At 38.8% G+C, this 23,266-nt stretch carries 19 protein-coding genes and 1 pseudogene; 3 read left to right on the plus strand and 17 right to left on the minus strand.

From position 1 onward, the window contains the following. Positions 1–7: 7 nt before the first annotated feature. The 4 genes from BS1321_RS09260 to BS1321_RS09275 are packed head-to-tail and all read right to left on the minus strand — an operon-like array spanning position 8 to position 5,138. Positions 8–1,696 carry an ABC transporter permease gene (locus tag BS1321_RS09260; RefSeq protein ID WP_063234738.1) on the minus strand — a complete coding sequence of 563 codons (1,689 nt, stop codon included), beginning with the start codon at positions 1,694–1,696 and terminating at the stop codon, positions 8–10. Beyond that, positions 1,693–2,805, minus strand: a complete 1,113-nt coding sequence (locus tag BS1321_RS09265; protein WP_063234737.1) for an ABC transporter ATP-binding protein — start codon at positions 2,803–2,805, stop codon at positions 1,693–1,695. The genes BS1321_RS09260 and BS1321_RS09265 overlap by 4 nt, the downstream gene beginning before the upstream one ends. Before the next feature lie 15 nt (positions 2,806–2,820). Further along, complete coding sequence (locus tag BS1321_RS09270) at positions 2,821–3,912, minus strand: extracellular solute-binding protein (protein ID WP_063234736.1); 1,092 nt, start codon at positions 3,910–3,912, stop codon at positions 2,821–2,823. Continuing rightward, positions 3,912–5,138 carry an ROK family transcriptional regulator gene (locus BS1321_RS09275; RefSeq protein ID WP_063234735.1) on the minus strand — a complete coding sequence of 409 codons (1,227 nt, stop codon included), beginning with the start codon at positions 5,136–5,138 and terminating at the stop codon, positions 3,912–3,914. Before BS1321_RS09275 ends, BS1321_RS09270 begins: the two co-directional genes overlap by 1 nt. Before the next feature lie 269 nt (positions 5,139–5,407). Here BS1321_RS09275 and BS1321_RS09280 point away from each other — a divergent pair, with 269 nt between their 5' ends. Next, the gene (locus BS1321_RS09280) at positions 5,408–7,915 is read left to right on the plus strand and encodes an NEW3 domain-containing protein (protein ID WP_063234734.1); all 2,508 of its coding nucleotides are present in this window, start codon (positions 5,408–5,410) and stop codon (positions 7,913–7,915) included. 278 nt (positions 7,916–8,193) lie between these two features. Here the strand turns inward: BS1321_RS09280 and BS1321_RS09285 are convergent, their stop codons facing one another. The 10 genes and pseudogenes from BS1321_RS09285 to BS1321_RS09330 form a co-directional block, all read right to left on the minus strand. Further along, on the minus strand, positions 8,194–8,928 hold the full coding sequence (locus BS1321_RS09285; RefSeq protein WP_063234733.1) for an amino acid ABC transporter ATP-binding protein: 735 nt from the start codon (positions 8,926–8,928) through the stop codon (positions 8,194–8,196). Then, positions 8,925–9,569, minus strand: coding sequence for an amino acid ABC transporter permease (locus tag BS1321_RS09290; protein ID WP_063234732.1), 645 nt, complete (start codon positions 9,567–9,569; stop codon positions 8,925–8,927). Before BS1321_RS09290 ends, BS1321_RS09285 begins: the two co-directional genes overlap by 4 nt. A 57-nt stretch (positions 9,570–9,626) precedes the next feature. After that, positions 9,627–10,403 (minus strand): transporter substrate-binding domain-containing protein, encoded by a 777-nt coding sequence (locus tag BS1321_RS09295; protein WP_063234731.1) that lies wholly within the window; start codon positions 10,401–10,403, stop codon positions 9,627–9,629. Positions 10,404–10,836: 433 nt separating this feature from the next. Beyond that, positions 10,837–11,652, minus strand: a complete 816-nt coding sequence (nikE, locus tag BS1321_RS09300) for a nickel import ATP-binding protein NikE (RefSeq protein ID WP_063234730.1) — start codon at positions 11,650–11,652, stop codon at positions 10,837–10,839. Between the two features lie 33 nt (positions 11,653–11,685). After that, positions 11,686–12,513 carry a nickel import ATP-binding protein NikD gene (nikD, locus tag BS1321_RS09305; RefSeq protein ID WP_063234729.1) on the minus strand — a complete coding sequence of 276 codons (828 nt, stop codon included), beginning with the start codon at positions 12,511–12,513 and terminating at the stop codon, positions 11,686–11,688. 18 nt (positions 12,514–12,531) lie between these two features. After that, the gene (gene nikC / locus BS1321_RS09310; RefSeq protein ID WP_063234728.1) at positions 12,532–13,362 is read right to left on the minus strand and encodes a nickel ABC transporter permease subunit NikC; all 831 of its coding nucleotides are present in this window, start codon (positions 13,360–13,362) and stop codon (positions 12,532–12,534) included. Continuing rightward, positions 13,359–14,303 (minus strand): nickel ABC transporter permease subunit NikB, encoded by a 945-nt coding sequence (gene nikB, locus BS1321_RS09315; RefSeq protein ID WP_063234727.1) that lies wholly within the window; start codon positions 14,301–14,303, stop codon positions 13,359–13,361. Before nikB ends, nikC begins: the two co-directional genes overlap by 4 nt. Before the next feature lie 17 nt (positions 14,304–14,320). Next, positions 14,321–15,946 carry a nickel ABC transporter substrate-binding protein gene (gene nikA / locus BS1321_RS09320; protein WP_063234726.1) on the minus strand — a complete coding sequence of 542 codons (1,626 nt, stop codon included), beginning with the start codon at positions 15,944–15,946 and terminating at the stop codon, positions 14,321–14,323. Between the two features lie 343 nt (positions 15,947–16,289). Further along, complete coding sequence (locus BS1321_RS09325; protein WP_063234725.1) at positions 16,290–17,627, minus strand: YjiH family protein; 1,338 nt, start codon at positions 17,625–17,627, stop codon at positions 16,290–16,292. Between the two features lie 71 nt (positions 17,628–17,698). Then, positions 17,699–17,894, minus strand: a pseudogene (locus BS1321_RS09330) (urocanate hydratase); the annotation flags it as partial. A 501-nt stretch (positions 17,895–18,395) separates the two neighbouring features. On the opposite strand from BS1321_RS09330, the gene BS1321_RS09335 reads away from it, so the two are divergent. Then, on the plus strand, positions 18,396–18,764 hold the full coding sequence (locus BS1321_RS09335; RefSeq protein WP_063234724.1) for a potassium channel family protein: 369 nt from the start codon (positions 18,396–18,398) through the stop codon (positions 18,762–18,764). Between the two features lie 74 nt (positions 18,765–18,838). Continuing rightward, positions 18,839–19,426, plus strand: coding sequence for an NAD-binding protein (locus BS1321_RS09340; protein WP_232522780.1), 588 nt, complete (start codon positions 18,839–18,841; stop codon positions 19,424–19,426). Between the two features lie 205 nt (positions 19,427–19,631). Here BS1321_RS09340 and BS1321_RS09345 read toward each other — a convergent pair whose 3' ends face one another. The 3 genes from BS1321_RS09345 to BS1321_RS09355 all read right to left on the minus strand — a co-directional run bounded on the left by BS1321_RS09345 (position 19,632) and on the right by BS1321_RS09355 (position 23,149). After that, positions 19,632–21,137 carry a malate:quinone oxidoreductase gene (locus BS1321_RS09345; protein WP_063234722.1) on the minus strand — a complete coding sequence of 502 codons (1,506 nt, stop codon included), beginning with the start codon at positions 21,135–21,137 and terminating at the stop codon, positions 19,632–19,634. Between the two features lie 621 nt (positions 21,138–21,758). After that, entirely contained in the window at positions 21,759–22,679 is a 921-nt protein-coding gene (gene coaA, locus BS1321_RS09350) for a type I pantothenate kinase (protein ID WP_063234721.1), read from the minus strand. 176 nt (positions 22,680–22,855) lie between these two features. Next, complete coding sequence (locus BS1321_RS09355; protein ID WP_063234720.1) at positions 22,856–23,149, minus strand: RNA polymerase alpha subunit C-terminal domain-containing protein; 294 nt, start codon at positions 23,147–23,149, stop codon at positions 22,856–22,858. Positions 23,150–23,266 lie beyond the last annotated feature (117 nt).

The following is a 23,266-nucleotide window of genomic DNA, read 5'->3' on the forward strand; positions in this document are numbered from 1 at the left end:
CTCCTATTTATAAAGCTTTTTCCGCTTTGATTCCAAAAAACTTGTTCGAAATAAAGAGAACGATTACAATCAGCGTGATTTGAATCATCCCATAGGCAGCTGCCTGCCCCATATTGAACATCCGAAGCTGATTCATGATTTCAATGGATATGGGCCTGTTTGAAATCGTGTACAACAGGACCGAGGTCGGGAATTCCCCCACAGATTCGATAAATGCCAATAATGTCCCTGATAAAACACCAGGCATAATAATCGGAAATATGACCTTTCTGAAGGTATAAAACCACTTTGCCCCCAAGTTTCTGGCTGCTTCTTCAATCGAATCATCCAGCTGCTCCAGAACGGCGTTAGTCGAACGGACAACGAGTGGGATATGCCTGATGAAATAGGCAAGTGGCAATATCCAAAATGTTCCTACCAATATTTGACCGAAAGAAAAAACGCTAGGTTCATTGAATGCGAATATCAAGTTCATCCCTATTACCGTTGCAGGCAACGCCCAAGGAATCATGACTAGAATATCAACAAAGCTTTTCCCGACGAATTTCCGTTTGACAAGTACATAGGACGCTATGACCCCAAACACCAGATTCGCCAGCGTTGCAATAACCGCCATCAGTAAGCTATTTCGTAACGGTTTGAAGATATTAGGGTCTTCAAACAAAAGCCGGAAATTTTCTATATTAAATACTGTTGGATACGTTTGAAATGTCCAGGTTCCATCCGGCACAAGTGAAAGCAATAGAATCGTAAAGTGCGGTAAAAGCAGAATGATTACTCCGATGATACCCGTTACGACCATCACCCATTTCATAAACGGGTTCTTCACTTCACTCCTGTGCGCCCCAATTCCTTTCGAAGCCATGCGATAATCTTTCCTATTCTGGTACCAACGCATGAATAATAGAAATGAAATCGAAACGATGGATAGAATGACGGATTGAGTAGCGGCAATTTCCATATCACCATTGATTTTTGAAAAATAAATTTGCAGGCTCAACACCCTGTATCCGCCAGCTAATAAAAACGGGGCACTGAAAGAAGCCATTGATATCATGAAAACAAGTAAAGAAGCGGCAACGATGGCAGGTGTCAATAATGGAAATGTCACCTTCCAAAAAACCTTGAATTTGTTTGCGCCTAAGTTATAAGCAGCTTCTTCAAGGGACGGATCTATTTTATTGATTGCAGCGGATACGGTCATATAAAAATAAACATACATCGTATAGGCATGCACGATAAGGATTCCCGATACTCCGCCAATTTTAAATGGAACTTTATCGAGACCAAACAGATCCTTGATGGCATTTGGAATTAATCCCGATTCTCCATATAAAAACATAAAGGCCATGACCCCTACCAATGATGGAAGAACAATAGGCAAAATCGCTGCTGATGAAAAGAAGCTTCTGCCGGGAAAATCGTAACGGTTAAAAATGAATGCGAGCGGAATGCCAATCAAGGCACTAACCAATACACTCAATAAGGATATATAAACAGAATTCCATAGAGCCTCTAAGTTCGTTTTCGATTCCTGTACGAAGAAGTCCTGATAATTTCCAAGGGATATCGTTTCGTCTTTTTGCAGACTTTCTATAAAGGTCCTCAACGATGGGTAGAGTACATAAGCTACGAGCACCAATACAACTGGTATAAGAAGCCAAACCGTCAATCTCGTATCACGATTTTTAATCATGGAGCATCACCGCTTATGACAGGGATAAGACGCAGCTGTTTCTCAGGAAGCTGGACATACACTTCCTTCCCTTGATAAAAGTATCCAAATTCATGTGTATTAAATACATCCACCCTTAGTGATACGTTTTGAACATCCACCATGACATTCACAACAGATCCAAAGAATTGGACGGAATTTATTTTACCTTTAAAGATATTCATTCCTTCTTCTGTCACATCCAGAATTCTGATTGCTTCAGGACGAATGGAAACAGCCAGGTCATCATCAGTCTGCAAGATTGAAATTCCTTCCCCAGCTTGATTTTCTACATTCAATTTAATCGGTTTTTCACTATTTTTAAGGGAAACCACTATATTATCTTGTTGAACTTTTTCGACTTGAACGGGCAAAAGATTAATCTCGCCTATAAAACTCGCCACAAAATCATTGGCCGGCCGATTATAAATTTCTGCCGGCGTCCCGACCTGGTGACAGACTCCATAATTGAACACAGCGATTCGATCACTCATGGATAATGCCTCAGCCTGATCATGTGTGACATAAATGGTGGTAATTTTATAATCACGCTGCAGTCTTAAGATTTCCACTCTCATTTCATCACGAAGCTTGGCATCCAGATTACTTAATGGTTCATCCAGCAGTAATATTTCCGGTTCAATGACCAGTGCTCTCGCAAGGGCCACCCGCTGCTGCTGTCCTCCGCTTAACTGGCTCACTTGACGATTCGAGTAGCTCTCCAGCCTGACCTTTTGGAGGGCATCCAGCACTCTCTTCTTCAAGTCAGCGGAAGAAACTTTTCTCACACGCAAGCCAAACGCTACATTTTCAAAAACAGTCATGTGGGGAAAGAGGGCATAGTTTTGAAAAACCATGCCTGTATTTCTTTTCTCCGGAGGTACACGCGTCATATCTTTGCCGCCAAATCGGACGACACCTTTTGTTGGATAATAAAAACCGGCAATCATCCGAAGCGTCGTCGTTTTACCGCAGCCACTTGGACCAAGAAAGGTAAAAAACTCACCTTCTTGGATTTCCAGATTTAAATGGTCAACAGCTATCGTTTTCCCGAAGGCTTTTTGGACATTCTCAATTTTTATTGACGCCATCCCAACGACACTTCCTTATTCTTTAATTTCTTTATCTCCGCTTTTAATATTTTCGTCCCAATATTTCATCCACTCGTCACCTTTTTCCTGGAATGCATTCCAATCAATATCCATCGTTTTAATTTCTGTTTCCGTGATCCATTTAGGTAAATCCTTCACATCACTTCTGGTCGGAACCCTGTAAAACTCTTCTGCCAAATTTTTTGCTGCTTCTGGTGAATTCACAAACTCATAAAAGGCTTCTGCCGCTTTTGGATGCTTGGCACCTTCAACGATGGCGATACCTTCTGTCAATACTGGCGTTCCGCTTTCTGGAATGACGAACTCAAACGGATAATTTTTATTTTCTTTCAGCATGACAACATCCGGCATTGCCCAAACAGAAAGTGAGCCCTCTCCTTTTGCTACCTTGTTATACATCATTTCAGGGTTCGCTGAATATTCCTTTGTGTTTTGGTCGAGCTTCTTTAACCAGTCATACCCTTCTTTTGGATCATTTGTATCCTTATACGTACGATAGATCATCGCAGAAAAAATTGTCCTCATCGTTCCGGAGGCTAACGGATAGCGGATGATGATTTCGTCTTTCCACTTCGGATCAAGCAGTTCATCCCAATCTTTTGGAACCTCGTCTTTTGAGAGTTCTTTGCTGTTATACATGATGACTTCCGGTGTCTGGCTCGTTCCCGTCCAATACCATTCCGGATCGTGGAATCCTTCATCGAGACTATCGGAATAGCTAGGCTTATAAGCAGCCAGCAGCCCATCATCCTTTGCTTGATTGAAATTCGTGGAAGGTGCACCCCACCAAACGTCTGCCTGCGGATTACTTTTCTCTGATCGAACACGGTCAAGGATTTCCTGGGACCCCATATCAAGCCACTCAACATCAATACCATACTTATCTTCGAACTGCTTTTCGAACTTTGATAAAATATCTTTGCCATGCGGTGAATAAACAACGATTTTATCTTCCAGCTCACCCTTTTCTCCCTTGGCACCGCCAGCATCCGAATTCGTTTTCGTATCTGTACCGTTACATCCCGAAATCAATAGTGCTGCCGATAAGGTCAGTGCTGAAACAAGCGACTTTTTCCTATTTTTCATTAATAATCCCCCTCATCACGAAAATTCAAAATGCTATCATGTTCCCTTAAGAATAGGGAAACCGCTCCTAGTACTCCTGCGTTTTCTCCCAATTGTGAAGTTTTCAATTCTACTAAACTTGGAAGATATCGATCAACGATCTCCCGGATTCTAGGTAAAATGTATTCAGATGAATTTAATACACCACCTCCTAAAATAATCACTTCTGGATTTAGCAAACTAGCCGCATTGACAATTCCGCAGGCTAAATGTTCGATGGCTTCATTTATGACGGCCATAGCTGTCGCGTCTCCTTTTTTTGCTGACAAAAAAGCATCCTCCCCAGATAGTTCGGAAGATTTGGCCCGTTCGAATAAAAAATGATGAGGATCCTTGAGAACCTCCCTTGTAAAATGACCGCCAATCGACTTTCCTCCTGCGACACTTTCCAAATAGCCGTATCTATGGAAAATCGGCTTGAATTCACTCTTCATATCCTCTTTGTCCGTTACCATATATCCCATTTCCCCAGCTGCACTGGAAGCCCCTCTGTATAACTGGTTATTCAAGATAATGCCGCTTCCTATTCCCGTGCCAACCGCAATGAACAGCAAATTCCGCTTATTTTGTGCATTACCCAGCCACTGTTCACCTAGTGCAGCCGCGTTTACATCATTGTCCAGAAAAATGGGGAACTCAAAATACCGCTTCGCTTCGGCTATAAACGGATATTGTACCCAACCTAAACTCGGTGCCTCTATTACTAATCCACTTGCCGTTTGCGTTATACCAGGGATCCCGACTCCCATCCCTAATATCCTGCCTTTCGCAATCTGATTCTTTGCAATTAACCGTTCCGTTTCAATCGCCATTTGTTTAAGAAGCCCTGATTGTAAATAGGTGTTTGTTGAAAAACTAGTATCGGCAAGGATGTTGCCACTTAAATCACTTAAAACGATTTTCACCTTCGTCCCGCCTATATCAACCCCAATGATATAGGCAGCCTTTTCATTAAAAAAGAGCTGGATAGGCCTCCTCCCACCTTGAGAAGAGGATTCTCCTATTCCTTTCTCAAATACCCATTTCTCCTGTATAAGTTCATCCACAGCCAGAGAGACAGTTGGTTTACTTAGCTGAAGTTTAACGGCGATTTCAGCTCTTGAAATGGGTGAACATTCTTGGATGCATTGAATGATCCTTTTTTTATTTACATATTTTTGATGACTGGGTGTTCTTTTAAAACTCATCACATCACGGCCTTACATCATTTAGTTAGTAAATCTTCCTAATTAAGTAAAAATATAACTTAAAAAAATTCTTCACACAAGTTATTTATCTGAACATTTATAATGTTAGATCTTTAATAGTTACTTCGCATCATTTACATTTATAACCAATAATGCTATTTATTAGATAAGATTTTCCGCCTGGTTAGTTAGAAAATATTACTAACCTACATTTTTTTCTTCACAAAAGCTTAGGTGTTTCATTAAAGTTGAAGGAGGTTAAAAGTATAATGAAAAAAGCTTTGTTATCGTTGCTTTCCCTTTTGTTAGTTCTTGCATTATCGCCGCCTGGAGGTAGCGCTGCAAATCCTGATGAAACCAACGTTGAATTATGGAATGCGGTCAAGCCGCTCGAGACGACTGTGACATTCTTGAACAGCGGTGCCCATCCAGATGATGAACGCAGTGACTTTCTCGCTTATCTATCCAGAGGGTTAGGGGTGAAGACATCCAGCCTTATTGCAAACCGTGGTGAAGGAGGACAAAATGAAATTGGGGATGAACTGGACAATGCTCTTGGAATCATCCGTTCGAGGGAAATGATAGAAGCTGCAAAAATCACCGGGGTTAAGGCCTATCATCTAAGTGAAACTACCTCAGATCCCATTTATGATTTCGGCTTCTCTAAAACACCAGAGGAAACATTAGAAAAATGGGGCGAAGAACTCACCTATGAACGGCTTATCCGCTTTATTCGGACGTATCAGCCGGATATATTGATGCCATCCTTTCAAAATGATGATACCCAGCATGGACATCATCGAACAATGACAATCTTAAGTGAACGCGCCTTTAAGGATGCCGCCGACCCAACTGTGTTTCCACAACAATTGAAACAAGGTCTATCCGTATGGCAAGTGAAAAAGTTATATTTGCCTGTTTCCTCGGCAGATCAAGCAACCACTTCGATTGAAATCGGTAAATATGACCCAATATACAATATGACTTACCCACAGCTTGGAGAACAATCCCGCTATCTGCATAAAAGCCAAGGCATGGGTTCTGATATCCCAGCAGCACCTCGCCAGATCCATCTAGATTTGAAGCAAAGCTCGGTTGATACAAAAAACCAGACAGACCTCTTTGCGGGTGTACCTTACAATTTTACTGAATGGGCTGAAAAACTCCCTCGCTCAGCTTCAAAATTAAAAGGTGAAGTTAAATACCTACAACGGAATTTGGACGCTGTTATTGCGGCTTATCCAAATGATAAACGTGTTTTTTCAACATCCCAAACAGCTCTCTCCAATGTTCGTTCAATTACTGCGCAAGTCAAAAAGGCAAAGCTAAGCCCTGCCATTAAGAACGACTTGCTTCATAAGCTCTCATTAAAAGAAGAGCAATTGCAAAACGTCAGTTATGTCTCCTCAGGACTCGAAGTTCAAGCTAAAGCAGCTTCAAAGATCCTTACGAAAGGTCAAAATACGTACGTAACCGTAACCGTAAAGAATAACGGGAAACAAACATTGAAAAAAGTCGCTGCCGCATTGAACGTGCCTAAAGGATGGAAGACCAAAACAAAATATAAAGATATCAATCTAGCACCAAATAAATCAACGACAATGACCTACCTGGTTGAAGTCCCTGAAGATGCAGCCTATTACCATGCCTATGATGAGTCAACCATTACAGCCAGCATTTCTTATAAATACGGCAGCACAAAAACCGCCATCAAGAAAGAATTGGACGGAACGATCGCTGTCCTTCCCGACGTTGGCCTTTCCCTATCTCCTGAAGATATCGTCGTAAATACAGCAGATGTAAAAGAGGAAATCCCAGTGACCGTAACCTTGAAAAACTATACAGAAGGAAAAGCATCAGCAAAGGTCGCTTTAAAAGTCCCTGAAAATTGGGGAGTCCAACCCCAAAATGCCACTGTATCATTTAATGAAAAGTCAGAAGAAAAACAAGTGAAGTTCACCCTCAGACCACCGAAGGCAATCCAAAATGGTGAATATCAGGTTAAGGCAGTTGCTACTGTCAATGGAAAAACCTTTGATTCGACCATTCAGGAAATTTCCTATGACCATATCGGAACATTCTATTACCAATACCCAGCAGCTATCAACACCGTTGCATTTGAGCTTTTGATGCCAGCTTCATTAAAAGTGGGTTACATTGAGAGTGGATTCGATAAAGTAGCAGATTACTTAAGCAATGCAGGCCTTAATATAACAAAATTAACCGAGGCTGATTTAACAAAAGGTGATTTGAGCCAATACGACACGATCGTTACCGGCATACGTGCCTATCTATCGAGGGAAGATCTAAAGGCAAACAACGCGCGCTTACTGGAATATGTTGAAAACGGCGGTCATCTCGTCGTTCAATATCACAAACCAGGTGATGGATGGGATGCCCTGACGACCGCTCCATACCCGCTTACCCTCGGAAATCCATCCATTCGCTGGAGGGTTACCGATGAAAAAGCCACAGTAAACGTATTGAAACCAGAATCAGCGCTTTTCAACTATCCAAATAAAATAACAAGTGACGACTGGAACAATTGGGTTCAAGAAAGAGGATTGTACTTCCCAATGAAATGGGACGATCGATTTGAAACATTCATTTCCATGGCTGATCCAAATGAAGAACCATTTGATGGCGGAATCCTTATGACTAAATATGGTAATGGCACCTACCTCTATACCAACCTTGTACTATACAGGCAAATTCAAGGCCAGGTTCCAGGCGGATATCGGATCATGACGAACTTGATTAGTTACGGTGCCAAGTAAATAGAGAAGAAACCTATGCATGTGTCGAATGCATAGGTTTCTTTTTTGATGTTTGCCCGATTGAAGCAGATATAAATAAAAACATCGCCTGACTGATAAGTTTCTACTATAAAACAAAAAAAGGTTATGCACAAAGATAAGGGAAAGGCTATGCGTTTGGGCTTCCCCTCAATTCCCGCATTCCTTTGTCCACACTTTATGCACAACTTCATTCATTACCAACATCAATGCCAGCAATAATACTCTATTACTTGTATTTCCACGCTCGCTATTCCTGCCTAAAGCACTTTACTCAAGAAGGATTTAGTTCTCTCATGCTGAGGGTTACCGAATAATGCATTCGGCTCATTTTCCTCGACAATATACCCTCCATCCATGAATATGACGCGGTCCCCGACTTCCCGGGCAAAGCCCATTTCATGCGTAACTACAACCATTGTCATGCCTTCTTTAGCAAGTTGTTTCATGACTTCCAAAACATCTCCGACCATTTCAGGGTCAAGCGCAGAAGTTGGCTCGTCAAATAGCATGATCTTTGGATTCATCGCTAATGCCCTTGCGATGGCAACCCGTTGTTTTTGTCCACCGGAAAGTTCTCCTGGATAGCTATTTGCTTTTTCCTTAAGGCCAACCTTATCCAATAAGTCAAGCGCTAATCTTTCCGCTTCCGCTTTAGCCGTGGCGCGAATTTTAATAGGACCCAGCGTGATGTTTTCCATAACGGTTTTATGAGGAAACAGATTGAAATGTTGAAAAACCATTCCAACCTCTTGCCTGACTTTATTTATATTGATTTTCCTTTTAGGATCGGTGATATTATGTCCGTTAATTACCACCTCACCGCCCGTAACTTCCTCAAGAAGATTCAGGCAACGCAGAAATGTACTCTTTCCAGATCCAGAAGGGCCTATTACACAAATTACTTCCTTTTCTTGCACTTCTGCATTTATATCTTTTAAAACCTCGACAGTCCCAAATGATTTTCTCAGGTTTTTTACAGTAATGATACTCATCGAACTTGTACCCTCCTTTCTATGAAATTAGCAATAAGGGTTAACAAATAGATGATGATAAAGTAAATCACGCCGACAACCAACCAAATCTTAAATGCTTCAAAGGTTGCCGAAGCTTGAATTTGGCCTTGCTGGGTTAAATCCGCTATACCGATGACGGATAATAGAGATGTGTCTTTCAAGCTAATGATCGATTGGTTCGTAATGGTAGGGAGCATCCTTCTAAAGGCTTGGGGCAGCACGACATATCTCATTGTTTGAGTACCGGTGAACCCGATTGATCTTGCCGCTTCCGTTTGTCCTTTATCGATGGATTGTATCCCCGCTCTTATTATTTCAGCAAAATATGCCCCTGCATTGATAGCAACGGTTATTATTCCAGCTGTTGTACTGTTCAAAGAAATCAAATTTAGTGAATTCACACCGAAATATATAAAAAACAACTGCACAATGAACGGTGTCCCTCGTATCGCATCCACATAAACCTTTGCAATCCAGTTCAAGATCTTGATCGGGGCAAGTCGCAGTAAGGCAATCACTAAACCAATCAAAAAACCTAGGATAATGGCAATCACAAAGATATAAAGTGTCACCTGAAGTCCTTTTAATAAAATGGGCAATGCCGCAACAATTATATCCATTCCTTTCACCCCTTTGAAAAAGAAAGCGCGCTTTATGCGCGCCTATTTTGCATGAATCTATTCACCAAGATACGTTTTTATTATTTCATCATACGTGCCGTCTTTTTTAAGATTAGCAAGACCATCATTTATTTTCTTCAATAAATCCTTGTTTTGCCCTTTCAATACGGCTATTCCATACTGATCCCCATTCAAACGCTCACCTACGATTTTCAACCCAAGATCTTTTTGGGCGATTGCATAGGAGATAACCGGATAATCTTCAATAAGAGCATCGGCGTTGCCGTTTGCCACTTCCTGGAACATCGCTGGACTATCATTGAATTGAACAACTTTAATTCCTAGTTTCGTAGCATTATCCTGTGCATATTTAGCACCTGTTGTCCCTTTTTTCACTGCTATGGTTTTTCCTTTAAGGTCTTTAACAGTTTTAGTACTTGTATTATCTTTTTTAACAACTATTGTTAATCCTGCGTCAAAATACGGTGTTGAGAAATCTACTACCTTTTTTCTTTCCTCTGTAATGCTCATTCCCGCAATGGCCACATCAAGCTGATTGGCTTGCATCGCTGGAATAATTCCGCCGAAATCCATTGGAGACAATTTGATTTTAAAATCCTGGTCTTTCGCTATTGCATTGATCAATTCAATATCAATACCTTTATAGTCGTTCCCCTCTTTAAATTCAAAGGGAGGATAAGTCGTATCCACACCAACTTTATATACCTTTTCAGGTTTCTTTTCTTCACCTGCATTTTTTTCATCATTGGTGCCACAAGCCGAGATAAAGATAGTTAGAATCAAAAACATACTAAGTAAACCAAGTTTCTTCATTTCAAATCACTCCAATTCATAGATTATACGTGATAACAAATAATTCTCCCTATAATATAGCATAAGAACAAAGTATTATAATATGAATTTTTTGAATAAATATTATTTTCTTCAAATAATGTTTATGGATGTTTTTCCTATTATTGTTCAAGTGATGGAAAATATCAAAAGGGTATGGAATCCTTCACTAAAAAAATAGCCGATCATGCCTTTAAAGTTGTTTTTTACCAGGTCAGTTTTGAAATCCCTAAGAGGAGACAACCCTTTAAGAGCATTGGAAGCTTACACAATTGAATATCGATGCAACAAATAAAAGGGACCATTCCCTTTTATGCCCTCCAATATGTTCTTCAAAAGAAATATAAACAAGAGCCTCGATTATCAAACTGAAATCGAGGCCTTCTAATCAATAAATATAGATTCTAGACTAAGTCTAGTTAGTCCTCGTCGGAAGAGAACGAAAACGTGGATGCTCAGCAAGAATAGAGCCTTTCATCTGTTTAATGACAGGATGTTCTGACGAAAAAAACTGATCTTTAGAATCGTAAAGCTCGATTAATTCTCCTTTTTCCAGTACACCCAAAGTATCAGAGATTGAATAGGCCGCTTTAATATCATGTGTAATAAAAAGATAAGATAAGCCGAAGTCTTTTTTCAACTCACTCAATAATTCCAAAATTATTGTTTGATTAACCATATCTAGACTGCTTACGGATTCGTCTAAGACGATTAGCAGTGGCTTAAGAGAGATTGCTCTAGCAATATTAATTCTTTGCAATTGTCCACCGCTAAATTGGTGTGGGTATTTTTTCAAATCCTTTTCTCTTAGGCCCACTCTTTCCAATAACTCAATAACAGTTCTTTTTTGTTCGGCTACGGTTAGTTTTTCATAGTTTTCTAATGGCTCGCCTATAATACTCTCGGCTGTCATTCGTGGATTGACAGATGAATACGAATCCTGAAAGACGACTTGTAGATCTCGGCGTATCTTTTGTCGAGTAAGCTTATCAGCAGTATAGATATCATGCCCTTGAAACAGAACCTGTCCTTGCTGTGGACGTTCTAAGCCAAGAATCACTTTTCCTAATGTACTTTTTCCAGCTCCACTCGTGCCAAGTAGTCCTAAACATGTTCCTTCGTCTATAGAGAGGGAAATGTCAGTGAGTACTTTTTTTGAATGCTCTTTCCATTTAAAAAATGTATGAGAATTATAGCTATGAGTTACTTCTTTTACTTGTAATAAACTCATTTGTTCACCCCTCAAAAGAATGCAATCTATATATCACAACATATGGGTGATAGGTTCTTCATGGTTTAAGATAAAGCGGGCATTTAGCAGTTTCTTTGTATACTCATGCTGCGGATTATCAAATAATTCAAATACATTTGCAGTTTCTACAATTCTGCCATGTTGCATAACGACTACATCATCTGCCATTTCAGAAATTACTCCTAGATCATGAGAAATGAGTAAAATAGATGTTCCATATTCAGAACGAATTTTATCCAAGTGGCGAAGTACTTGTAATTGGTTATGAACGTCGAGTGCAGTTGTCGGCTCATCAGCAATAATAACAGTAGGATTTAAACATGCGGCCATCGCAATCATCACGCGTTGAAGCATACCTCCACTCAATTGAAAAGGGTAGCTTTTTAATAGTTTCGCGGGATTTGGCAAGTTTACATTTTGCATCGCATCGATGGCAAGCTCTTTTGCTTGTTTTTTATTCAATGAGGTATGAGACCTAATCGTTTCGATAAATTGATTGCCAATTGTAAAAACAGGCGTAAATGCATTCATCGGATTTTGCATAATAAAGGCAATATCCTTACCACGAATTTCACGTATTTCTTTATCGTCTAAACCATTCAATTCTCGTCCTTGGAGGGTAATGCTACCTTCAATGGTCGTTGTTCTCCGATCAAGAAGCTGTAGAATGGACATACTCGTAACGGTTTTACCACTCCCACTTTCCCCAACAAGCCCCAGTACCTTCCCTTTTTCCAGTTCAAAATTAATATCCTGAACGAGGGTGGAAGCACCATCTTTTGTTTGTACTTGTACATGTAGATCGCTCACTTTTAATACATTCGACCGTTCTGTTCCCAATCTTCTCATTCCTTTTTATTAACGACGTTTGACTCCAAAACGTTCTGATAGCGCTTCGCCTAATAAATTGAAGGTGACGACAACGAGCATAATCATCAAACCTGGATATAGCATTAATTCTGGATTCGTCCGAATATACGATTTCCCTTCATGAATCATTGCTCCCCATTCTGGTGTAGGGGGTTGCACACCTAAACCTAGAAACGACATGGCTGATATATCCATGATGGCCCAACCCATTTCTAATGTACCCATAACAGCGAGCGGAGGAAGAACATTTGGAACAATATGTTTCTTTATTATCTTCCATTGAGAAGAACCGCTTATTTTAGCTGCCGCTATATAGTTTTGTTCTTTCAGACTAAGTACCATTCCTCGGAAAATTCTCGCATAATACACCCATTGCACAAGCATCAATGCTAAGATGACCTGTTTAAGGCCAGGTCCCAATATACCAACAAGTCCAAGAATGAGCAAAAGATTCGGAAATGCCATAACACCATCACAAAGTCTCATTAGCACCTGGTCCACCCATCCACCTTTATAACCAGCAATGGTTCCAACAATCAAACCGATGCCTAAAGAAGAAATAAAGATTAATGTGGCAAACCCTAACGAAATGCGAGCTCCATATAAGATGCGTGATAACGTACATCGTCCTAAATGATCAGTTCCTAATGGATACTCAAAGGAAGAGGGCTGTAGTTTATTAGCTAAATTTACAGCAATAGGATCATTAGGTGCAATCCAAGGAGCCAAGATGGTGATGATAAATAGGAAGCTCAATATTATCGAACAAAGGACAATCACTTTCTGACTTTTCATCATAATACGAAGACTTGTTATCATTGACGTTGCCCTCCTTTTCTGGAGATGCGTGGGTCGATACACATTTGAATAAGGTCAACAATCAAGTTGCTTAAAATGAATAGTCCCGCTGCTAAAAGCACATAGCATTGAATGACAGGAACATCCCGATTAAAAATAGCTTCAATAAAATAACGACCAAATCCTGGCCAGGAAAAGACCGCTTCGACGATAATGGTTCCAGTCAGCAGCTTTCCTAAATTCATCCCTAGACCAGTAATCATAGGAGATATGGCTATTCTCAATACATGTTTTCCCATAATGACTTTTTCATGAATCCCTCTTGTGCGAGCAAAAAGGATATAAGGTTCCTGTAAATTTTCAAGAACGCTAGCACGTAACAATCGAGTATACAAGGCTATTAATGGCAAAGCTAAAGTAACGGAAGGGAGAACCAGATGTTGCCAAGTCCCGATTCCTTCAACGGGGAACAGGTCGAGTTTAACAGAAAAGAAAAAAATCAATAAATAACCAAGCCAAAAAGAGGGGATGGATGCCCCGAAAAAAGAGAGAAGGCGACTAAAATGGTCGATACCACTGTTTTTCTTTATGCCTGCCAAATATCCAAGAGGGACACTGACCAGGATAGCTAATATGATGCTACCTAAAGCTAACTGAATGGTCGCTGGCATTCGATATGTAACCTCGTCCCAAACAGGTTTATTCGAAAGATAAGATATGCCAAAATCAAATTGGCATATCTTAATAATAGAGTTTACATATTGAACATGGAGAGGTTGATCTAAGCCAAACTCATGTCTTTTCTGAGCCAATATCTCATCTGTAGATTGGATATGTGCTGCAGATAAATATGCCTCAGCTGGGTCCACGGGTGAAAGGTGAATCATTCCAAACGTTAGAAGAGTGGCCAAAAGAAAGATGGGAATAATGGCCATAATTCGTTTCAAGATATAAGTGCCCATGAAAACCCTCCTGTAACTTACTTCTCGATGCTAATTCCTGTGAATGGATGTTCATCCCGGTTAGCAGGGAATGTAAAATTAGATACATCTTTTTGGTAAACAGCTATTTTCTTAATATAAGAAATAGGCACAATCGCTCCTTGGTCTTGTAGTGATTCCAAAATAGTTGAGTAAAGTTCTTGACGTTCTTTTTCATCTGTTGTTCCAGGAACATCTGCAATTTGTTTTAACAACTTATCTCTGTTCGGATAAGATGAAATGGCTTCGTTAAAACCAAATCCTTCTGAACCAACGATGTTTACGAAAGTATGTGGATCATATGGTGCGCCATAGTTACTAAAGAAATTCAATTCAAAATCATTAGCTTTAAATCTTTCAATTTGTACCGTAAGCTCAACTCCTACGATATTCAATTTAACACCTAGTGCCGCCCACTCAGATTGTAATGTTTCGGCCATTACTTTTTGAATCGATTCTGCAGAGTCGTACATTAACTCGATTTCAAGTGGTTTTCCGTCTTTCTCACGAACGTTTTTTCCTTTTGGAAGCTTCCATCCTGCTTCATCTAATAAAGCTTTTGCTTTTTCGACATTATAATCAATCGCTGTTACATCAATGTCTGAAGTATAAGGGAAGTTTGTCGGTAAAATAAAATCTGCCTTCTCTTCCAACCCAGAAGTAACTCCGTCAACCATTGCTTTTTTATTAAATCCATATTGTAACGCTTGACGAACACGTAAATCTGAAAGTTGTTCTTTCTTCGTATTCATAACTAGTTGTCTTGTCGCAACCGGATCAGAAATACTAGTCTCATAGGTACCTGTTGTTTCTAATTGTTTGAAAGCATCTAGACTGATAACACCTTCACCATAAATAAGGTCTAGGTCACCTTTTTCAAAAGCAAGAACTCGGGTCTCAGCATCAGGAATGATCTTGATTTTGATTTTCTTTACTTTAGGGAGTTCACCCCAATAATTTTCATTGCGTTTGAAAATAGCATATTCATCTGGTTTATATTCTTCCAAAACCCATGGGCCTGTACCGACTGGTTTTGTAACACCTTTAGAAGTGTCACCATCTTTAGGGAATCCAGCTTCACCCAAGAAACGGACTGGACGAACGACGGCTAACTCTTGAATAGTAGGATAATATGGCTCCTTTAATGTTAGTTTAAACGTGTTTTGGTCAATTACTTCCGTTTGATCCACTTTCGGAATAAAGCCCAACCAACTATGTAAATCAACATTTTTCAATATAGTATCAAAGTTCTTTTTCACAATTTCAGCATTAAAGCTTGTACCGTCAGAAAATTTCACATCTTGACGGAGGTTGAACGTATATTCCTTCCCATCCTTGGAAATTTCCCAAGATTCAGCTAAATGCGGTTTCAGCTCGCCTCCATCTTGGTAGCTAACCAAAGGTTCATATATCATTGATGTAGCGAATAATTGAGAAGGATTATAGACATGCGGATTCATTTCACCTATATCCCTAGGCCAAGCAAAAGTAAGCATGTCTTTACTGTCTTTATTTGAAGTTGAATTTTCTTTTGATTCATTTGTACATCCAAGTAAAAGCGTTGATAAAATTAAAACGATTGCGGATATAAATAACACTTGTTTGCTGTATCTTCTTTTTGACATAACATTGGTGCCTCCAGTACCATATTGAGAATCATTTTCAATTCTAATGAGTAACTATATTATTGTCAATATAATGTCGAAATTCTCGAAAGATATAAATATGTTATGTTAGAAACATATAAACTCAATATCCTTTTCTGTGATGATGCTACTCCAAATAATATATACTACGTCCCATCATGCCTTCAAATGCCCCGCGCACCCGTACGTCCGACCATGCCTACTGATATAAAAGATTCTAGTAAAAAAGGTCAACCAGTAATTTTTACTGGTCGACCTTATAGTAAGGCAACTGTTCGATTTGTGATCGATTAAGTTCTCATTATTAATTCGTTGATTTGTACTAAAGCAGCAATATTGCGATAGGTGCAGTAATAATTAACGTGATGAGTGTCCGTTCAAACCAGATTACAACCAACTTCGTAATGCTGATTGGGATTTCGGTTGATAGGATACAAGGTATCGTCGCTGAAAAGAACAATATGGATGATACAGATACCACGGCAATAATGAACTTAGTTACCAGAGGTGCTTTAACTACCAGAAGCGCCGGCAGGAACATTTCTGCAATTCCTATAGCTGAAGCTTTTGCAGCCAAAAATGGTTCAGGTATTTGTAATGCCCAGGTAAATGGGTAAAAAAGATAGGCAAGTAAATTAAATAGTGGAGTATACTCCGCTAATACAAGGCTGATGAGACCAACGGATAAAATGGACGGTAGAATGCTCATTGTCATAAGAAAACCGTCCTTTAAGTTTTCCCATAAATTCCTGCCAAGACTTACGGAATTGTTTGCTCCTACCATCGCACTGTTCCAGGCATTTCGGAAAAGTCCTTCTTTGATAACTTCTTCTGGATCCGCATTATCCGAATAATACTCGTCGCTCATTTTATTTAATGGCCAAATACGTACGGTAATAGCAGTGACAAGATACGTTATCCCTAAAGAAACCCAAAAGAAAAGGGACCATATGTCCATAAGCCCGAGAGTTTTTGCTACAACGATCATGAACGTTGCTGAAACGGTTGAAAAACCGGTTGCAATAATAGCAGCTTCTTTAAGGGTGTATTTTCCTTCTTTATATAGTCGATTCGTAATAAGCATACCAATAGAGTAGCTACCTGCTAAATCAGCAACCATATCAACCGCTGAACGCCCTGGCGTTTTAAATATCGGCCTCATGATTGGCTGCATCAGTACACCCAAAAATTCGAGAAGCCCGTATCCAATGAGAAGCGCCAAAAATATAGCACCAAAAGGAACGACAAGTCCAACAGGTATGACAAGTTTTTCGAAAAGGAAAGGACCCATACTTGGAGCCATTAACCATTCAGGTCCAATCTTGAAATATATTAAGATCGCAACAACAGCGCCTATTACTTTTAAGAAAGAAAAAACTATTGATACCTTATCTTTATTCCAGCTTTTTGAAATAAACGGATAAACAGCTCCCAATAGAATGACAATAAGCGCATAAATAGGAACGGCAGACGGTAAGTTTACTTTGATCCATGTTACTATATGATCAATTGGTATGCTTGAAACATCATTTATGGTAATAGGAATAAAAAACATAAAACTTCCTATTAAACTATATATAATAAACTTCAGTATATTCGTAGTTGATTGAATTTGCGGCTTCTCTTGTTTCGTATTTGTCGCCACATTTGGTGATCCCATAATTATTCCCCCTATTATATATTTGGTTGCTGGATCCTGTTGCACAAATGATCATTGTCAGCAAATTCTCATGGTGCATCGGTATGCGTTTTAAAAATGACCACGAGTTTCCCAGATTGGACAAGTAAAGCTTCACCCTCTTCCAGCTCTTTTAATGATTGAACAATTGAATCAAAACACTCCCAGTTATGTGCCGCTTTTACAATCCCGCCGTATACCGCCACCTTGGTGCTCAGCTACATCATGGTCTAAATTTTTCATTAACATGCGCACTGCCTCTTGTTTCCAGCCTTTTGTATGCAATCCTGTTCCTTCATAAAGTCGTTATTTCATTTTTGTATCCGCTTTCATTTTGATAGACCTCCTCGTTATTTAACATTCATTGTATACTGAAAATTCTAATAATATTTTTATTGTTTGATGATTATTTTATATTTTATTTTCAAAAATTAATCTACTATTGTTCATTTTATAATCTATATTAAAATTAGAGCGAAATTTAATAGCAGATTGGGTAGTTTTGGTGCAAAAAACTTAAACTGATTTTGTAGTCTATTAAACTTGGGCAGATGAAACTTAATGGAATTCTCAACAATCCTGCCCCTTTTTTTGCATAAAAAAAAGAGCTGAACGTCACAGATCCTTAAAGAACTAAACTCTCTTTTATATGCTTCTTGCTCCCTACTTGGGTAAAAAATGTTTTTACACTTACGTTTAAGGGGAAATATAAATTTAATCGATGATGACTTGAAAACTAGGATGGGTATAATGAGAATTACGGTAAAAAAAATAATATATTACCTGATTAAATTAAGAGGTCGAATCTTTATACCATCTTCCATTTTATACATATTAGTTGCTACGTATGTTGCTTTTTCTATAGAGCCACAGACGTTCGAATCATATTTAACCTCAGTTTACTGGATTCTTACAACGCTTGCTACGGTTGGTTTTGGAGACTATGCACCGGTCACCGATCTTGGAAAAGTATTTACCATTGGTCTTTACATAACGGGTATTGGGCTTGTTAGTCTTTTTATTGGAAAAATCATTAAATCTGTATATCTTATCGAAAAACGTAAAGTTGGTGGAAAAATGAAATATACAGGTAAAAATCATATCATTCTGATTGGCTGAGTGATAAATCAAAATCAGCACTCCAAGAAATTTTTAAATCTGATGAAACCATTGATATTGTAATCATTGATAACTTGGAAAAAGCTCCTATGATGGAGGAGCGTCTGTTTTATGTTCGCGGGGATGCTACCGATGAAGAAACATTACTCCGTGCAAACCTGCCTAGAGCAAAAGGAGTTATCATTTTTGCTGACCAAATTACACAAGATAATTATGCTACAAAAGATCCGTTACTTGTCGATGGAATGACATTATTGGTTGCCACTGCCATAACGTCCATTCATGTCACCGCCGAGGTGATCAATCAAAAGCATATTCGTTTATTCGAGCGTGTTAAGGCGGATGAGTTTATTCCTACACAAGAAATGATCTCCCACGCAGCAGTACGATCATTATTTACTCATGGAGTAACCCACATGTATTCTGAACTTATTAGCACAAAGTATGAAGAAACTATGTATGAGATTCCTAAACAAGATGAATGGCGAACCTATCGTGATGCGTTTATAGATCTTCTTAACAAAGGAGCCACACTGGTAGCAGATCGTGGTGATCTTAACATAAACCAAAAATTAGATGAACGAATTCCTGATGATGCACAGCTTTTCGATATTTGCGATGAAGAGACCATTACCCAAATAAATTCAAATACACACATTTAGAAGCCGAAATCTTTAGGGATGCTATAATGGCATCCCTTATTGATTTTTCTTATTAATCTATACTGCCCTCTTTGGTCTAACCTTCCCTTTCGAAGTAAGCATCATTAATTGAATAAGGCTTTAGGACAAAAAAAAGAACCTTCAATCTAAGATAGATTGAAGGTTCTGTTGTTTTTAATTTCAATGTTGCTTCCATATCCAAAAATTAACTATAAACTAGCTCTTTTTTTTTGCTCAGACCAAGCGTCTCTGCTGTTGAAGTTTGAATTTCGTGCAGAAGCTCTGTATTTTCCATTAGTGACTCTCCATAAGAAGGAATCATTTCTTTAATTTTCGGTTCCCACTCTTTCATACGTTGCGGGAAGCATTTATTAATTACCTCAAGCATAACTTGTACAGCAGTGGAAGCACCTGGAGAAGCACCTAGCAATGCTGCAATCGAGCCATCAGATGCACTGACAACTTCCGTACCAAATTGAAGTGTACCTTTGCCGCCTTCAGCAGTATCTTTGATAACTTGTACACGTTGGCCAGCTACTACTAAATCCCAATCCTCGCTCTTAGCGTTCGGGATGAACTCTCGTAACTCTTCCATGCGCTGTTCTTTCGATAACATAACTTGCTGGATCAGGTATTTTGTCAATGACATCTCTTTTGCGCCTGCCGCCAACATAGTTAAAACATTATTCGGTTTTACGGAGGTTATTAAATCGAACATTGAACCTGTTTTTAGGAACTTCGGTGAGAAGCCCGCAAATGGTCCAAATAGCAACGATTTTTTATTGTCGATAAAACGTGTATCAAGATGCGGAACAGACATTGGTGGAGCACCAACTTTAGCTTTTCCGTATACTTTTCCATGATGCTGCGCAACAACTTCCGGATTATTACATACCATGAAGTATCCGCTTACTGGGAATCCTCCGATATGTTTCCCTTCAGGAATACCGGATTTTTGCAGCAAATGCAAGCTTCCGCCCCCGCCTCCGATAAAGACGAATTTAGCATTATGGCGTTCTACGCTACCAGTATCGACATTACGCACTTTTAATTCCCATGAGCCATCGCTAGCCCGTTTAACATTATCAACACTATGTTTATATTTGATATCGACGTTTTTAGTCTTTAAGTGGTCAAACAACATGCGTGTTAGAGCACCGAAGTTAACGTCTGTACCATAATCAATTTTTGTTGCCGCTATAGAATCATTCGATGGACGGTCTTGCATAATAAGTGGAATCCATTCCATCAGTTTTGCTGGGTCATCGGAATACTCCATACCTTGGAACAGAGGATTTTTTGACAGCGCTTCAAAACGTTTCTTTAAAAACGCTACATTTTTATCCCCTTGTACCATACTCATATGAGGCAATGGCATGATAAAGTCTTGCGGATTATCAATCAGCTTACAGTTTACAAGATACGACCAAAACTGCAATGAAACTTGGAACTGTTCATTAATTTTAATTGCTTTGCTAATATCTATAGATCCATCAGATTTTTCGGATGTATAGTTAAGCTCGCACAGTGCAGAATGTCCCGTACCCGCATTATTCCATTCGTTAGAGCTTTCTTCTCCTGCGTTTGCAAGTTTCTCAAATACTTTGATTTCCCATTCCGGTGCTAACTCTTTCAGTAATGATCCCAAAGTCGCGCTCATGACTCCGCCGCCAATTAAGATAACGTCTGTTTGTTTCTGTATGTTGCTCATTATAACCTTCCTTATCCCCTATATTTGCAAAAAAGATGTAGGCGCTCCTGCTTAGGTGTCACAAAAAGCCAGGCACGAACTAGGAACACACCTTTTCTGTCTCCTTATAACTATATCATAATCTATTATTATTATTTCATAGATTAAAATATTCTACTATTACTTTTTTTGTTAAAATATTGATTTTGTGAAGAAATTAGCTTAAACTTATCCGCCACTATAGTCGCATAAAAAGATTTCTTCAGCAACTTTCCCTTATTGAAGGAAGAAACTGTTAGTGAAATAATATTGACACATCAGAAAAAGTAACGAAAATACACATTTATTGACAAAATCAGAAGTGAAATTAGAAGTTTCTGTATCCATTTCCCGAAAAAACAAGGACCTTCCTTAAATTGCTAAACTCCTACTTTTTTAACTTGGATCATAAATTTCACCCAATTATTAGATATTATAACAATACCAATAATTACTGATAATTAAACCAATATAAGGTACGATCATTGATAATATCCCAAATTTTATGACTTATTATACAGTCCCTTATAAATAAAATTTCTTACTTTATTGCTATTACAAAAAAACATTATTTCTAATACATAATCATCTCCATTTAAATTATTATTTTCGAAAATAGATATTTTCAGCTTTATGATCTGATCCCTTTTTTAAAACGAGTTTTGCCCGTCCTTTTGTAGGCAGTATATTTTCATGTAAATTTTTCAAATTAATTTCTTCCCAAATTTGAGTCGCTTGTTTAATGGCTTGTTCTTTAGACAAGTCAATATAACGATGAAAATAGGATTCGGGACTTTGAAATGCGGTCTTTTGAAGTAAAAGGAACCTTTCAACATACCACCGCTCTATGTCATTTACGTCTGCATCTACATAGAGTGAGAAATCAAAAAAGTCACTGACGAATACTTGATTTTCCTTGTCAACTTGAAGAACATTAACACCTTCCACTATTAAAATATCCGGATTACAGATAGTCTGCACTTCATTTGGCAAAATGTCATACTTCAAATGTGAGTAGATGGGAACTTCCACTTTATTTTTTCCTGCTTTTACATCTCCGATAAGATTAATTAATTTTTGAGTATCATAACTTTCAGGAAACCCTTTTCTTTTCATCAGTCCTTTTTCTTCTAAAAGATCATTTGGGTACAAAAAACCGTCGGTAGTGACAAGACCTACGTTTCTGTGATTATCCCATCTAGATAATAAAGTCTGAAGTACCCTTGCTGTCGTACTCTTTCCTACAGCAACACTCCCTGCAATTCCAATGATATAAGGTACTTTTTTATCATTAGTTTTTAGAAATGAAGAAGTGGCTGTATTAAGCTGCTGAGATGCTTCAACATATAAATTGATTAAACGAGTCAAAGGCAAGTAAACCTCTTCTACTTCCTGAATGGATATTTCTTCATTTATTCCTTTTAAGTTATCCAATTCTTCTTCAGTTAAAGGAAGAGGGGTATGGTTTCGCAAAGATGCCCACTTTTCTCGATTGAATTCAAAATAGGGAGTATAGGAACTCATGATTTTTCGTTACCTCACTTTTTAGAGTTACTATCAGTTTAACAAGGATGATGACCATAAAAAAGATGTTCCTGACCCCTTATTTACGTAAAGACCCCGTAACTTGAGAAAGAAATTGAATGTATCGATCCAGCAGGTATAAAAGGCATTCCTGCAAGATTAATCATTCTAGGTGATTAATCTTTGAATGATAACCCACCTGTCTCCAGAGCATCCCTAAGTTTAGGTAAAGAAGCTGGTCCCATACCGTGGAATTTCAATATCTCCTTTTCACTATATGTTGAAAGCTGTTGTAGAGAGGTTACCCCATTGTTTTCCAATGCACGTCTGGCTGGTGCCGAGAGCAATGAAAGAAATCCGGTGTCAGGTTTGCGTTCTTGCTCACATACAGGGCAGGTCGGGCAGTCGCTGGATTTATAGTATTTGTGTCCTTTGTCGCAAGTCCTCAAACTTTTCTTTGGAGTTGTCATTGTCAACTTCTCCTTTTCTTCTGATTTTTAGCTTTCTATCTTAAGAAGTAATAACATCGCAGGTATCTCACGCACAGCTTTGGTGGAAACGTATCCTGATGTCATTAACTAGACTGC

It is taken from the genome of Peribacillus simplex NBRC 15720 = DSM 1321, assembly GCF_002243645.1.
GTDB lineage: Bacteria > Bacillota > Bacilli > Bacillales > DSM-1321 > Peribacillus > Peribacillus simplex.